The 15,027-nt window shown below is 49.4% G+C and carries 14 protein-coding genes; 7 read left to right on the top strand and 7 right to left on the bottom strand.

Annotation, left to right across the window (positions count from 1 at the left end; translation table 11 throughout):
* From ACQ5ES_RS06230 to lpxC, 4 genes are all read left to right on the top strand, one after another.
* Complete coding sequence (locus ACQ5ES_RS06230; protein ID WP_445015074.1) at window positions 1–759, top strand: cell division protein FtsQ/DivIB; 759 nt, start codon at window positions 1–3, stop codon at window positions 757–759.
* A 5-nt stretch (window positions 760–764) separates the two neighbouring features.
* Window positions 765–1,997: a cell division protein FtsA gene (ftsA, locus tag ACQ5ES_RS06225; RefSeq protein ID WP_445015073.1), complete on the top strand. Its 1,233-nt coding sequence runs from the start codon at window positions 765–767 to the stop codon at window positions 1,995–1,997.
* A 64-nt stretch (window positions 1,998–2,061) separates the two neighbouring features.
* Window positions 2,062–3,279 carry a cell division protein FtsZ gene (gene ftsZ, locus ACQ5ES_RS06220; RefSeq protein WP_445015072.1) on the top strand — a complete coding sequence of 406 codons (1,218 nt, stop codon included), beginning with the start codon at window positions 2,062–2,064 and terminating at the stop codon, window positions 3,277–3,279.
* 108 nt (window positions 3,280–3,387) lie between these two features.
* On the top strand, window positions 3,388–4,302 hold the full coding sequence (gene lpxC, locus ACQ5ES_RS06215; RefSeq protein WP_445015071.1) for a UDP-3-O-acyl-N-acetylglucosamine deacetylase: 915 nt from the start codon (window positions 3,388–3,390) through the stop codon (window positions 4,300–4,302).
* Between the two features lie 134 nt (window positions 4,303–4,436).
* Here lpxC and ACQ5ES_RS06210 read toward each other — a convergent pair whose 3' ends face one another.
* Window positions 4,437–4,901, bottom strand: coding sequence for a DciA family protein (locus tag ACQ5ES_RS06210; RefSeq protein WP_445015070.1), 465 nt, complete (start codon window positions 4,899–4,901; stop codon window positions 4,437–4,439).
* A gap of 34 nt (window positions 4,902–4,935) precedes the next feature.
* Here ACQ5ES_RS06210 and ACQ5ES_RS06205 point away from each other — a divergent pair, with 34 nt between their 5' ends.
* The 3 genes from ACQ5ES_RS06205 to mutT are packed head-to-tail and all read left to right on the top strand — an operon-like array spanning window position 4,936 to window position 9,027.
* A complete protein-coding gene (locus ACQ5ES_RS06205; protein ID WP_445015069.1) occupies window positions 4,936–5,871 on the top strand; it encodes a peptidoglycan DD-metalloendopeptidase family protein in 936 nt (311 codons plus the stop codon).
* A 38-nt stretch (window positions 5,872–5,909) separates the two neighbouring features.
* Window positions 5,910–8,639: a preprotein translocase subunit SecA gene (gene secA / locus ACQ5ES_RS06200; RefSeq protein WP_445015068.1), complete on the top strand. Its 2,730-nt coding sequence runs from the start codon at window positions 5,910–5,912 to the stop codon at window positions 8,637–8,639.
* Entirely contained in the window at window positions 8,626–9,027 is a 402-nt protein-coding gene (gene mutT, locus ACQ5ES_RS06195; protein WP_445015067.1) for an 8-oxo-dGTP diphosphatase MutT, read from the top strand. The genes secA and mutT overlap by 14 nt, the downstream gene beginning before the upstream one ends.
* Here mutT and zapD read toward each other — a convergent pair.
* From zapD to ACQ5ES_RS06165, 6 genes are all read right to left on the bottom strand, one after another.
* Window positions 9,024–9,854 carry a cell division protein ZapD gene (gene zapD, locus ACQ5ES_RS06190; RefSeq protein ID WP_445015066.1) on the bottom strand — a complete coding sequence of 277 codons (831 nt, stop codon included), beginning with the start codon at window positions 9,852–9,854 and terminating at the stop codon, window positions 9,024–9,026. The two genes, mutT and zapD, sit on opposite strands and share 4 nt — an antisense overlap.
* A gap of 1 nt (window position 9,855) precedes the next feature.
* Window positions 9,856–10,497 (bottom strand): dephospho-CoA kinase, encoded by a 642-nt coding sequence (gene coaE, locus ACQ5ES_RS06185; RefSeq protein ID WP_445015065.1) that lies wholly within the window; start codon window positions 10,495–10,497, stop codon window positions 9,856–9,858.
* Window positions 10,497–11,393, bottom strand: a complete 897-nt coding sequence (locus ACQ5ES_RS06180) for a prepilin peptidase (RefSeq protein ID WP_445015064.1) — start codon at window positions 11,391–11,393, stop codon at window positions 10,497–10,499. The genes coaE and ACQ5ES_RS06180 overlap by 1 nt, the downstream gene beginning before the upstream one ends.
* The gene (locus ACQ5ES_RS06175; protein WP_445015063.1) at window positions 11,393–12,628 is read right to left on the bottom strand and encodes a type II secretion system F family protein; all 1,236 of its coding nucleotides are present in this window, start codon (window positions 12,626–12,628) and stop codon (window positions 11,393–11,395) included. The genes ACQ5ES_RS06180 and ACQ5ES_RS06175 overlap by 1 nt, the downstream gene beginning before the upstream one ends.
* A gap of 9 nt (window positions 12,629–12,637) precedes the next feature.
* Window positions 12,638–14,335, bottom strand: a complete 1,698-nt coding sequence (gene pilB / locus ACQ5ES_RS06170) for a type IV-A pilus assembly ATPase PilB (RefSeq protein ID WP_445015062.1) — start codon at window positions 14,333–14,335, stop codon at window positions 12,638–12,640.
* A gap of 105 nt (window positions 14,336–14,440) precedes the next feature.
* Window positions 14,441–14,923, bottom strand: coding sequence for a pilin (locus ACQ5ES_RS06165; RefSeq protein WP_445015061.1), 483 nt, complete (start codon window positions 14,921–14,923; stop codon window positions 14,441–14,443).
* Window positions 14,924–15,027 lie beyond the last annotated feature (104 nt).

Genomic DNA, 15,027 nt, shown 5'->3' with positions numbered 1-15,027 from the left:
ATGGCCGCCGCAGAACGCAAACAGAGCTGGCAGTTTTGGTCAGGACTTGTGTTCTTTTTAGTGGTAATTGCCAGCACCTTTAGCGGTATTGGCTGGCTGTATTACACCGCGATGGATGCCCAGGAAGTGCCGTTGAAGCGCTTGGTGGTGCAAGGTGAATTGGAGTACATAACGCCGAATGACGTGCGTGACACCTTACTTGGCGAACCGTTGGGAAGTTTTTTCTCGGCAGATGTGGATCAGATTCGCGCGCGGGTAGAGGCTATGCCTTGGGTGGCGAAAGCTTCGGTACGTAAAGAATGGCCCGACATATTGAAAGTGTTTGTAGTGGAGCAGCAACCGCTGGCCCACTGGAATGCGAATCAGCGCGATGACGCGTTGGTGAATCAGCAGGGAGAGGTGTTTTACGCCGATAAGTCCGTGCTGCAACAAGCGTTGCCTTACTTATCAGGACCGCAACATGCGGTTGCAGAAGCAGTAAAACAGTATCGGAATACCAGTGAGTTACTGGGCTTAAACGGTTTTCAGGTAAGTCAGTTAGAGCTCAGTGAACGCTTTGCGTTGGAGTTATTGCTAGTTGATGGCACCAACCTGCGCTTAGGACGCGAAGCTCTGCTCGAGCGGGTACAACGGTTTATTGACCTGTATCCGCAACTAAAAGAGCATCGCGATGCGCCAATGGATACGGTTGATTTACGTTATGACACGGGTGTCGCAGTACGTTGGCGCAACCCAGAAGAACAACAACAAGAGAGTTAATAGGCATGTCAAAAGCAGCAGAACGGAACATGGTCGTTGGCTTAGATATCGGTACAAGTAAAATTGTGGCGTTGATTGGCGAAGTCATGCCTGATGGAGAAATAAGTGTGATCGGCGTGGGCGCGGCGGCTGCACGCGGCATGGATAAAGGTGGGGTGAACGACCTGAACCTGGTAGTACAGTCAATTCAACGGGCAGTCGAAGAAGCTGAATTGATGGCCGATTGCCGTATTGCCTCGGTGTACCTGAACATCTCTGGACGTCACATTTCGTGCCAGAACGAAAGCGGTATGGTGCCAATTAATGAAGCGGAAGTGACCCAGGATGATGTTGATAGTGTGATTCACGCCGCGAAATCCGTACCCATTGCGCAGGAGCGCCGCATCCTGCACGTATTGCCACAAGAATTCGTGATCGATTCGCAAGAAAGCATTAAAAGTCCGATCGGTATGTCGGGTGTGCGCATGGAATCAAAAGTACACATTGTGACCTGCGCCAACGATATGGCGAAGAATATTGAAAAAGCCGTTGAGCGTTGTGGGTTTCGGGTCGACCGGCTGATTTTTTCGGCTTTAGCATCGAGCTACTCAGTGCTGACCGATGATGAAAAAGATTTAGGTGTAGCGCTGGTGGATATGGGTGCAGGCACTATTGATATCTGCATCTACACCGGTGGCGTATTGCGTCATACGGCGGTAATTCCGGCCGCTGGCAATCAGGTGACCAGTGATATCGCGAAGATTTTCCGCACGCCACTTAATCACGCGGAAGAAATTAAGACCAAATACGCATGCGCGCTGTGTCAGCTGGTAAGTAAGGATGACAACATTGAAGTGCCATCAGTAGGCGGTCGGCCGTCGCGGATAATGCAACGACATATTTTGGCCGAGGTGGTTGAACCACGCTACCAGGAGCTGTTTGAATTGATTCGTGATGAAATTAAACAAAGCGGGTTGGATGAGCAGATTGCTGCTGGCATCGTGTTAACCGGTGGCTGTGGTCGCATGGAAGGCGCTATCGAATTTGCTGAAGAAATATTTCAGATGCCCGTGCGCTTAGGCGAACCGTTGGGAATGCAAGGTTTGAGCGATTATGTGCAAGACCCAACGTACGCGACGGCCGTCGGATTACTCCGTTATGGCCAACAAGATCTACAAACGCGTCAGGACGAAGCGCGTGATAACAACGTGATCGGATTATGGAAACGTGTTCACGGTTGGTTTAAAGGTGAATTTTAATAAAAACAAGACTTTGGAAATTATTTTTGGGGTAGTACACTAAGCAGGTAAAAGGAGAAACAACATGTCTGAAGTATTCGAAGTAGTCGACAACTTTGACAGCGATGCCGTCATAAAAGTGATAGGCGTAGGTGGCGGTGGTGGTAATGCCGTCAAACACATGATCACAGAATCCATTGAAGGTGTGCAGTTCTTAGCTGCTAACACCGATGCGCAGTCTTTGCGTAACCACGGCGCCCACGTGACCATACAACTGGGCGATGACATCACCAAAGGACTCGGTGCTGGCGCCAACCCAGAAGTGGGCCGTCAGGCAGCAGAAGAGTCACGCGAAGAGATTAAAAAGCACTTACAAGGTGCTGACATGATCTTTATTGCTGCCGGCATGGGTGGCGGTACCGGTACTGGTGCTGCACCTGTGGTTGCAGAAGTAGCGCGTGAACTGGGTATTCTGACCGTGGCAGTGGTCACCAAACCTTTCCCGTTTGAAGGGCGTAAGCGAATGGCGATTGCCGACGAAGGTATCGCGCAGTTGGCGCGTAACGTTGACTCGTTAATTACTATTCCAAACGAGAAGTTGCTGAAGGTGTTGGGCAAAGGCACGAGCTTGTTGTCTGCGTTCAGCGAAGCCAATAACGTGTTACTTGGCGCAGTGCAAGGTATTGCCGACTTGATTACCCGTACCGGTTTGATCAATGTCGACTTTGCTGACGTAAGAGCTGTTATGCGTGAAATGGGTACTGCAATGATGGGTACCGGTGTTGCGCGCGGCGAAGAACGTGCCCAAGAAGCTGCTGAAATGGCGATTAACAGCCCGCTGTTGGAAGACATCGACTTGTCAGGTGCGCGCGGCGTGCTGGTCAACATCACTGCCGGTATGGACATGAGCATTGATGAGTTCGAAACCGTTGGTAACACGGTGAAAGCGTTCGCTTCAGAAAACGCCACTGTTATTGTGGGTACGGTCATCGATCCAGAAATGTCGGAAGAGATGCGCGTGACCGTGGTAGCGACTGGTATTGGTGCTGAACGTAAGCCGGATATTTCACTGGTCAACAATCCTGGCCGTGAAAAACCGCGTGAAGCAGGTTATGGACGTTCCGCCGGCTACCAAGGTGGTGGTGCAGCAACCGCTCGTGTACTTGACGAAGATACCGAAGAGCTGGAACAGGAAGATTATGAAGTTCAGGCTGAGAAGCCGACAGCGAAACCACAAGCGCAAGGGAACAAAGATATGGATTATCTTGATATCCCAGCGTTTTTACGTCGTCAAGTAGACTAAGAATGCGTAAGAAATAGGTAAAACGGTGTAGAAAATTGCGGAAAATGCAATTTTTAGGTAAACTATTGCGTCTTTTACTAGTCAGACGACAAGTGAGAATGAGATCGAATGATGAAACAACGCACGATTAAACAGCCTATTGCGACCACAGGTGTGGGTTTGCATAAAGGCAATAAGGTTCAATTGACTCTGCGTCCGGCACCGGCGAATACCGGTCTGGTGTTTCGCCGTGTTGATTTGAAACCTGCCGTGGATATTCGTGCCAATGCTGAATTGGTGCGCGATACCCGTATGTGTACGTGTTTGATCAACGATGACAACATTCGCGTTTCTACGGTCGAGCATTTGCTTGCCGCAGTTGCCGCAATGGGCATCGATAATCTCATTATTGAAGTCGACAGCCATGAGATTCCAATCATGGACGGTAGCTCGCATCCTTTCATTTACCTGCTGCAAAGTGCGGGCATCGAAGAACAGGGCGCAGCGAAAAAGTTTATCCGAATTAAGCAACCGGTTCGGGTTGAAGAAGATGACAAATGGGCGGAACTACTACCCCACGACGGCTTCCGCATCGATTTTGCCATCGACTTCGACCATCCGGCCATTGCTGACACCAAGCAAGCCGTAAGTATGGACTTCAGCACGTCCAGCTTTATGAAAGAGATCAGCCGTGCGCGTACTTTTGGCTTTATGAAAGACATCGAGTTCTTACGCGCTAATAACCTTGCGCTAGGCGGTAGCTTTGATAATGCTGTGGTGTTGGATGAGTTCCGTATTCTTAACAGCGACGGTTTGCGCTACGACGACGAGTTTGTGAAGCACAAGATGCTGGATGCGGTGGGCGACCTTTACATGGGTGGCCACGCTATTTTAGGGCACTTACGTGCGTTCAAATCAGGCCATGCTTTGAATAACCAGTTGCTGCGCGAAGTTTTACAGCATCAAGAAGCATGGGAATTCGTCACTTTCGAAGACGAAGCCTCCGACGCTCCAATCGCGTTCGCCAACCCAGTTACCGCATAATTTTCGGCCACCCGTCGCTAACTTCTATTTGTGTCGGATAACGTAGCCCGTAATTCTATTACGGGTCCAATCCGCAGCAAGCTCGGTGTACATAGCAACCTATATTAGTGCCGGATAACTCCCCCGTAGTAGAACTACGGGCTACTGTATTTGTCTGCTAAAGCAAGTAGCTGCGAGCGCAGTGGCTCGTCACATAATTCAGCTTGTTCACGTAGTTTGCGCACGGTATCTGACTCTTTAACCGCGACTTTTGCCGGTGCTGGCGTGGTATCTGTAGACTTCACATTACGACTTGGACGAATACGGATCTCAAGGGATGTTACCGTAGCCATAGCATGCGTTTGAAAATACGTTATAATGCGCCCTTGTTCAGTTTTTAGACGTTGCGCAACCGCAGCGGAAGAAACCTGTAAAATTAGGGACGGTGGGCGCACCGCAAGGACCTCACAATGAGGCAATAGCTGCTGTAACGGCTGTTTTTCGAAACAGTCGCGTAATAGCTGTTGCCAGCGTTGGTGTTGCTCGGTAAAGTCAGCAAACTGTTGTAACCGCTGACTACCTAGCAATTGATCCAGTTTCTTCGGTCGGCGACGTGGCATAGCCCAACTAAAAGTTTTAGCAACGAGAGGTTGCATGAGTTTAACAGTCTTCTATAAAGGCGCCAAAGTTAAATTTGGTATGCGCTTGAGCCGGCGGCGATTAGCTTCGTTGGTCGGCATCATGGTGCTTGGCGCGCTGGTCGTTGCGCAGCCCTGGAACAGTGTAGCTAGTATTGATCCTGCTGAAGTGCGAAGCAAAATAACTGCTGAGCAAGTAGCCCTTGCGGCGCAGTCCGCAGCGGTACAGCAGATCAAAGCCGACACGGAAAAGAAACTTACCGCTATGACTATGCAACTGGGTGAGATGCGGGCGAAATTGCGCAGCCTCGACCAACTCGCTGGGCGTTTAGCGCAAGCTGCTGAGATTGACGCCAGCGAGCTGGCGCCGGGCGAGCAAGATCTGCTGGCCATGGGTGGCCCCGAAGTGTCGATTCTAGATGCTCCAAAGTCAGGCCCAAGTGAGGTTATGGCGCAATTAGACCTAGTAATATCCGAGCTGGAAGACAAACAAAAACAGCTGGCACTACTTGAATCTGTGCTAATGAGTCATCATATCTCTGCAGAGAGCTTTGTTGCCGGGCGACCGGTGGACGATGGTTGGCTGAGTTCGCATTATGGGGTACGCAAAGACCCATTTAACGGTACGCCAACCATGCATAACGGTATTGATTTCGCGAATTTGGCGGACGATGCCGGTGTTTTCGCAACAGGTGCGGGCGTGGTGACCTGGTCGGGTGAGCGGTACGGTTATGGAAAACTGGTCGAGATTGACCACGGTGGCGGTTTAAAAACGCGCTACGGCCATTGTGCCGAACTCTTAGTCAAAGAGGGTGACGTTGTAACGCGCGGCCAACAAATCGCGAAACTGGGCAGTACAGGGCGCTCAACCGGGCCTCATGTGCATTACGAGGTGCTACGCAACGAGCGCCATATCGACCCCAGCAAGTACGTTTATCGTGATGCCCGATAGGGTATCACTGTCATTTAAATACAGGATTAAATAATCACATGTTTGGTAGTCTTTTCCGCAAAGTATTTGGTAGTCGCAACGACCGCATCCTTAAGGGGCTGCAGAAGCCAGTTAATGCGATCAATGCCTTAGAGCCAGAATTTGAAGCACTCAGCGATAGCGAACTCAAACAAAAAACCGCTGAATTCAAACAACGTCTGGGCAATGGTGAAACCCTTGATGATATCTTGAACGAAGCTTTTGCTACGGTGCGTGAGGCCAGTAAGCGGGTCTACAACATGCGTCATTTCGATGTGCAATTAGTCGGCGGGATGATCCTTAACGACAACCGCATTGCGGAAATGCGTACTGGTGAAGGTAAAACCCTAACTGCAACGCTTTCAGCCTACTTGAATGCTCTATCTGGCGATGGTGTGCACATCGTGACCGTGAACGACTACCTCGCGCGTCGTGATGCGGAAACCAACCGCCCGCTATTTGAATTTCTTGATATGACCGTGGCGTTTAATATTCCCGGCATGCCACACCAAGAGAAACAGCAGGCTTACCAAGCTGACATTACTTACGGAACCAACAACGAATTTGGTTTCGATTATTTGCGTGACAATATGGCGTTTTCGCCGAAAGAGCGGGTGCAGCGTAAGCTTAACTACGCCATCGTGGATGAGGTCGATTCGATCTTAATCGATGAAGCACGTACGCCATTGGTGATTTCCGGCGCAGCGGAAGACAGTTCTGAACTGTACATGAAAATGAATGAAATCGTGCCGTTATTGGTTCGCGCCGAAGAAGAAGATACGGAAGAAAAACGCGGCGAAGGCGATTTCACTATTGATGAGAAAGCCAAGCAGTTGCACTTGACCGAAAATGGTCAGGAACACGTCGAAGTGATTTTGAAAGAACGTGGCATGCTTGAGGAAGCTGACTCGCTGTATTCAGCCGCCAATATTACCTTGCTACACCACGTGAATGCAGCATTGCGTGCGCATCACCTGTTCCAAAAAGACGTTGATTATATTGTTAAAGACGATCAAATCGTGATTGTTGATGAACACACGGGTCGTACCATGGAAGGGCGACGCTGGTCAGAAGGTCTGCACCAAGCGATGGAAGCCAAAGAAGGGGTGAAGATCCAAAACGAAAACCAGACGCTGGCATCCATTACCTTTCAGAATTATTTCCGCTTGTACGACAAGCTTGCCGGTATGACCGGTACAGCCGATACCGAAGCTTTCGAGTTCCAATCAATTTATGGGCTCGAAACCGTGGTTATTCCAACCAATCGACCGATGGTTCGTGATGACCGTCCGGATTTGATTTTCATCAGCGCTGAAGAGAAATTTGAAGCTATCGTCGCAGACATCGAAGAATGTCGCGAGAAGATGCAACCTGCACTCGTGGGTACTATTTCGATTGAAAGTTCAGAGCTGTTATCAAATTTCTTGCAGAAGAAAAAAATTCCTCACGAAGTTCTGAATGCCAAATTCCACGCTAAAGAGGCTGAAATCGTAGCCCAGGCAGGTATGCCAGGCGCGATTACCATTGCTACCAATATGGCTGGTCGTGGTACCGACATCGTGTTAGGTGGTAATTTGCAGGTTGAAATTGAGAATTTGGACGATCCAAGTCAAGAAACCATCGACCAAGTAAAAGCCGACTGGCAAGACCGTCATAATGCAGTGGTGGCAGCGGGAGGTTTGCATATTATTGGTACCGAACGTCACGAATCACGCCGTATCGACAACCAGCTACGCGGACGTTCAGGGCGTCAGGGTGACCCGGGCTCATCACGTTTTTACTTGTCACTGGAAGATAGCTTGATGCGTATTTTCGCGTCAGATCGCATGGCCGGATTAATGAAACGCCTGGGCATGAAACGTGGCGAAGCGATTGAGCATCCATGGGTCACGCGGGCGATCGAAAATGCGCAGCGTAAAGTTGAAGGTCGCAATTTCGATATGCGTAAAGCGTTGTTGGAATTCGATGATGTTGCCAATGACCAACGTAAAGTGGTGTACGAACAGCGTAATGAGCTGCTTGATGAAGGTGATATCTCCGAAACCGTACAAGTGATTCGCGGTGATGTTATTGATCAAGTGATCAGCGAGTATATTCCGCCGCAGTCACTGGAAGAACTATGGAACGTGCAAGGTCTTGAAGATCGTCTGCGTTCCGATTTTGATTTGCCACTGCCGATTCAAACATGGTTAGACGAAGACGATAACCTCCACGAAGAAAACCTGCGTGAGAAGATTAACGAAGAACTAGAAAAAGCTTACGCTGCGAAAGAAGAGCAAGTAGGTAAAGAAGTTCTACGTCAGTTCGAAAAAGCGATTATGCTGCAAAGCCTCGATTCCCATTGGAAAGAGCACTTGGCAGCGATGGATCACTTACGTCAGGGGATCAATCTGCGTAGTTACGCCCAGAAGAACCCGAAGCAAGAGTACAAGCGTGAAGCGTTTGAGTTGTTCACCGAAATGCTGGAAGCGCTGAAACTTGATGTGGTGACCATTCTTAGCAAAGTGCGGGTGCGCGCGGAAGAAGACGTTGAAGCGGTTGAACAGAAGCGTCGTGAAGCTGCTGCGCGTCAGCAGCAAGAGTTTAAGCATGAAAGTGCCAGTGCGACCGCGTCGGCTGATACTCAGGCGGCACCTTCACCACAAGCGGCACCGCCAGCTCCTGCGCAAGCCGGGCCACGCGTTGGTCGTAACGAGCCTTGTCCATGTGGTTCTGGTAAGAAATACAAGCATTGCCATGGTAAGCTCTGATCCGGTTCACGTTGCCGTCGGCGTAATTGAAAATGCCGACGGTGACGTGTTCATTAGTAAACGTCACAAAGATCTCCACCAAGGCGAGAAATGGGAATTCCCTGGCGGCAAAGTTGAAGCCGGAGAGACCGTTTACGATGCGCTGGTGCGCGAATTGCAGGAAGAGTGCAACATTCGCGTAGAGTCAGCCTCGCCGCTGACGGTGATCAACCACGCCTATAACGATAAACGCGTCGTATTGGACGTCTGGCGGGTTACTGCGTTTACTGGCGACGTGAGTCAGTGTGACGGTCAAGAATGGCTGTGGGTGCCGGTATACGCGCTGGGCGCCTATCAATTCCCCGAAGCTAATGAAGCCATCATTGAATTGCTGGAAAATCCCCTTTAAGGGCAGAGTGCCAGTTCGAATTCGACATCGTTTTCGAATGAGGCTTTGCCTTGCTGGGGTACGCTACTTAAAAAACGAATGCTAAAACGTTGCTTGTGACCGCTAATTACTGGATAGGCGGGGACGTCTGCCGGCACGCGGATGCGCAAAAGGCTTAATGGCTCTGTGCTTTCCTGCAATAAACCTCCTTCCGCAACCACCCGTTGAAAATGCGCCTGACCGCGCAGCAATTCAAGTTCTAATTCCAGGCCATTAAACAAGACTGAAAATTCGTGCCACCAGCGCTGGCAATCTTCATCGCGCTTGGCTTGTGACTGATGCAGCCAGAAATGCAGTTGGGGCACGTCGAAGTTACAGGTGCCGCCGGGCATACCAAAACGCTGGCGGGTGACACTGAGCAGACGGTCTTGCTTCAGGTGACTACCAATACGAGTCAGCGGCTGAATCGACTTGATGGCGTCTTGTACCCGGGTCGCCAAAGCTTGCACCTGCTCCTGATTAACATCCGGATGTTGCGCCCATATTTGTATTTGCGCGCGCCGGCGGTCGAGATCTTTTTGCACATCAGTACGCACATCGCTGCGTTCGCAGAGCTCTAAAATAGCGAACAACGCATCAAAATAGCGCGAGTAATTGGTGGCGTCGACGGTTTGCTCAGGTTTGAGTAACTGTTTGAGGTGTTCGAGACGCAGGTAAGTACGTACCCGCTCATGTAACGGATATTCGTATTTAATTGTGGCACCTTCATATTTTTCGGTCATCGGCTCTATGATAGCGGCTTCGGCGACCGTTGCAACGTCTTGAAACAAGTCTGATTGGTAACTCATCTCAGCTCTCCGGCGGTTGGTCGGGTTGATGTTGCTTGGTGGTAGCTGCGGATGCCGCCAATTCGAGGTAATGTTGATGCAGTTTTGCCACCTGCGGCGCCAGTGCGTTAACTGCGGCGTCGTTATCGATTACGTCATCTGCCGCGGCCAGACGTTCCTCGCGACTTGCTTGCACCGCTAGAATTTGTTCAATCTGTTCGGCACTAACGTTGTCACGTTTTAATGTGCGCTGGCGTTGGGTTTGTTCGCTAACATCGACCAACAACACCCTATCGCAGAACTTAGTGAGATTGTTTTCCACCAGCAAAGGGGCAGAGAGAATAACGTAGGGTGAGTCAGCAGCCTGCAGTTGCTGGATAATTTGTTCGCGAATCAAAGGGTGGGTGAGGTCGTTAAGCCACTGCTTTTCGTTAGGTTCAGAGAAGATCTTTTCGCGCAGCCAAGTGCGGTTGAGCGTTCCGTCATGTTGTAGCGCTTGTACACCGTAACGCGCACTCACCGCTGCTAATGCCGGGGTACCCCGGTCGACAATGTGTCGCGCGATAACATCGGCATCGACAACCTGAATGGCATGATCGGCAAATAGGTCAGAGACGGTGGTTTTACCCGAACCAATACCGCCTGTTAAGCCAAGAACCCACATTAGATGCGCACCAAGCCCCAATACCAGTGAAGCAAGGGTTCGCCCCATAACAGCGCGATGACGCCACCTAGAATCAAGAACGGCCCGAACGGAATGGGTTGGCCCCGCTTATTGCGTTGAATGAGTTGTAACGTGATACCAATCACAGCACCACTGAACGCTGCGGCCAGTACAATAACCGGTAATAACTGGTAACCGGCCCAGGCACCAAACGCAGCCAGCAGCTTAAAGTCGCCATAACCCATGCCTTCCTTGCCGGTAAGCAACTTAAACGCCCAGTAGACCGACCACAGGAAGAGGTAACCACCTATAGCACCAATTACTGCATCGGACAGACTCACAGGGCCCCCCGTCCAGGCCACAAACAAGCCTAACCAAAGCGTGAAGTAGGTCAGCTGGTCAGGTAATAGCATGTGATCGTAATCGATGAAAAACATGGCTATCAGTAACGCCGCAAACACCATGTAATAAAAAGCGGGCCAACCAGCACCATAAAACCAGGCAATACTCGCAAATACGACCCCGGTGAGAATCTCGATCGCCGGATAACGCAAAGATATCGGAGCTTTACAGTGACGACATTTGGCTTTCAACACTAACCAACTGATAACCGGAATATTGTCATACCATTTGATTGGATGCTTGCATTTGGGGCAGTGAGAGCCAGGCGTCGAAATGTTAAAGATTTCGGGTTTTGAATCTGTTGTTGACGTTGCGCTGCTAGTCTCGCCCTCAAGAAATACTGAGCATTCTTTTTGCCACTGCCGTTGCATCATTACTGGTAAGCGACCAATGATAACGTTTAAGAAGCTGCCGACCACCGAGCCAAGTACGAGTCCGAGAAACAAAGTGAGATGGCTGTACGCCGGGTACAGCTCTTGAATTTGTTCAGGCATTAACCGACCACCGCGCCGAGGTTAAAGATCGGCAAGTACATGGCAATAATTAAGCCGCCCACAAGTACCCCGATGACCACCATAATCATTGGTTCCAGCAACGCAGTGAGGTTATCGACCAAGTCATCAACCTCACGCTCATAAACATCAGCAACTTTTGACAGCATGTCATCCAGTGAACCTGCTTCCTCACCAATGTAGACCATTTGCGTCGCCATAGTAGGGAAGATATCCGCGCTCATCATCGCGGTATGCATTTGCATACCTGAGGTAACGTCATCCTGAATCCGATAAATGGCATCGCGATACACTGAGTTGCCGGAAGCACCTGCAGCAGATTCCAGCGCACTTATAAGCGGCACGCCTGCGGCAAAAGTCGTGGAAAGGGTACGGGCGAAGCGCGCGACGGCAGCTTTGTCGAGGATCATGCCTACCACTGGTATTTTTAACGAGAAAGCCTGAATTTTGTCTCTGAACTTTTCGCTCTTCACCATGGCTCGTGCAAATAGCCAACCGAAAATGAAAAACCCCGCAATGACATAAATGGCATAAGCTTGCATAATTTCAGAAAGATTAACGACGAACTGAGTCATGGCCGGAAGTTCAGCACCGAAATCCGCAAAAACGCTTTCGAATTGAGGTACTACATAGACAAGTAAGATCATGGTTACCGCAATAGCGACGACAATGACTGCGGATGGATAGACTAAGGCTTTTTTTATCTTCGCCTTTAGAGCCTCTGATTTCTCGCGATAAGTTGCAATACGATCATAAATGGCTTCAAGCGAACCCGATTCTTCACCAGAGTTTACGAGATCACAATATAAAGGGTCAAAGACTTCTGGGTGCTTGCGCAGTGATGCGGCGAGTGGAGAGCCGGATCCTACATCTTCTGCAATGGTAAGCATAAGATTGCGAACTTTGACATGATCTGTACCCTTGGCGACCATTTCAAGGCCCTGCAATAAGGGCACGCCTGCCTCAAGCATGGTTGCGATTTGGCGAGTAAATAGCGCGATATCGCTACCTTTAATTTTTTTAGTGCCAAAAAGGGGTTTAGCTTTTTTCTTTACTGAGCGAGGATTGATGCCTTGGTCACGCAGTCGTGCGCGGACTTCTTTTTCATTATCACCCCGCATCAGGCCTTTAACTTTTTTGCCTCTGCGATTAAGTCCTTGCCACTGGAACTCGCTCAAGTCTTCTATTTTTTTACTTTTTTTAGCTGCAGTTGCCATAGCCAACCCTTAGTTGCTGCTGACGCGATTTGCCTCCGCCAGACTTGTGGTGCCGTCAGCGACTTTTTCTAGTGCGGACTGTCGTAATGAATTATAGCCTTCTTTTCGTGCTTGCCGAGCAATTTGTATTGAGCCTGCACTGGACATAATAAGTTCTTGAATAGCTGGAGTCACTGGCATAACTTCGTAAATACCTGTACGCCCTTTATAACCATTAGTACATTGCTCACAACCAACAGGTTTGTGAATCGTTAGATTAGGGATTTGCTCTTCGGTAAAACCTTGGCGAATAAGTTCTTCCTTTGGGATTTCCTCAGGCTCTTTGCATTCGCCACACAGTCTGCGAGCAAGTCGTTGCGCAATAATTAAGGAGACCGAGCCAGCAATGTTGTACGACGGCACGCCCATATTCATCAAACGCGTTAAGGTTTCAGCGGCCGAGTTGGTGTGCAGTGTCGACATCACCAAGTGACCAGTTTGCGCCGCCTTAATGGCGATTTCTGCAGTTTCCAAATCGCGGATCTCACCAACCATGACCACGTCGGGGTCCTGCCGCAAAAATGAGCGTAAAGCATCAGCAAAGGTAAGACCTGCCTTGACGTTAATCTGGACCTGGTTAATACCATAAAGGTTAATCTCAACTGGATCCTCAGCGGTAGAAATATTGACTTCAGCCGTATTAAGAATATTCAGACCAGTGTAAAGCGACACGGTTTTACCAGAACCTGTCGGGCCGGTAACCAAGATCATACCCTGGGGTCTAGTTAGGGCTTCTTCATAAAGACGCTGTTGTTCTGGTGCATAACCTAATGACTCTATACCCATCATTGCGGCCGCGGAATCCAGAATACGCAGGACAATTTTTTCGCCATACATTGTTGGTAGCGAGCTAACACGAAAGTCGATAGCTCTATTCTTGGATAATCTAAGCTTGATGCGGCCATCTTGCGGTAGTCGACGTTCGGCAATATCGAGTTGCGACATAACTTTTAGACGGGCTGAAATTCTCGCTGATAAGGCAAAAGGTGGACGCGCAATTTCATGTAATACACCATCAATACGGAAGCGGATGCGGTATTCACCCTCGTACGGTTCAAAGTGTAAATCCGAGGCACCGCGCTTGATGGCATCAAGCAACATTTTGTTGATGTAAATAACGATAGGGGCATCATTTTTGCCATCGACATTGACCGCGCCATGCTCTTCGCGCACCTCACCTTCGGCATCGATTTCCCGGAGTTCTTTTTCATCCTGCTCGGTAACACCGAGCATCGAACTTTCGTTTTCTAACAACTTATCAATGAGCTTTTGTAGTTTATCTTCCTGAACCAGCACAGCTTCAGACTGCAACCGGGTGCGGAATTGAAATTCGTCCAGAGTTTCAATTCGGGTAGGGTCGGATACAGCGATATAAAGCACATTGCCACGCTGGTACAACGGCACCGCATGGTTTTTACGTATCAAACGCTCATTGATAAAATGTTGGGGAATAAGATCTGCGTTGAAGGTGTCGAGATCTAGCCAAGGGCAGTTGGACTCTTGGTAACAGAATGCTGCTAGCTCGTCTGGCTGTATCAGTTTGCGATCAAGCAGGATGCTGGTAAAGGGTAGTTTTGTTTCCCATGCATATTCACTACAACTTTTCAGTTGCGCTTCAGGAATCCGTCTGTCGCGTAAAAGAAGTGCTGCAAGGGAATGATGAAGCATATTATAACTACTCTAAAGAAGCAGGTCAGAAAGACAGAGGGAGAGAGTTTTAATACATCTCCCCCTCTAGACATTAAGAATGATCTATTAAATATCTTCCGTTTCTTAAGTCATAGGAGTTGTGGCGTTAATGGCTGCTGAACATCCGTCAACTCGCGAGTCTGCTCCATTATCACTGCATTCTAAAATCCAGTTAATGACCGATCCGTTACCTTTGGTTGGAACTAAGCGAACATTTATTGCCGTACCACCTGTGGCTGCTGTGGCATCCAGAGTTGCGGTAATCACTCCGTCGGTGACAGAAGCAGAGGTAAGTCCATTTATGTCATCGGCAGCAACAATAGCTGAAGGAACTTTAGTCGGAGTTCCTGCTGTTGTGCTATCACAACTAGCTAAGCTGCCATTTTGTTGGTAACAAAGAGAGACTGCGGTTTTGTAGGACGACAATGCTGAAATGCCGGTTGCAGCCTTAGCACGCTGCGTATAGTCAGAATAAAGTGGAATGGCGACGGCCGCCAAGATGCCGATGATCGCAACAACGATCATCAATTCGATTAGGGTGAAACCTTTTTGTACTTGCGCTTTCATGTCAAATCTCCCGAAAGGTACGGTAAGTAAAGTTATTATTGTTGTACGGTGTGGCATTCCCTTGTTGGTAGTACACACACCAACAACAAACTCTGCATCAGCCG

It is taken from the genome of Pseudidiomarina xizangensis, from assembly GCF_052541995.1.
The sequence above is the reverse complement of the archived record's forward strand: the minus strand, read 5'-3'. Positions and strand labels throughout refer to the sequence as shown.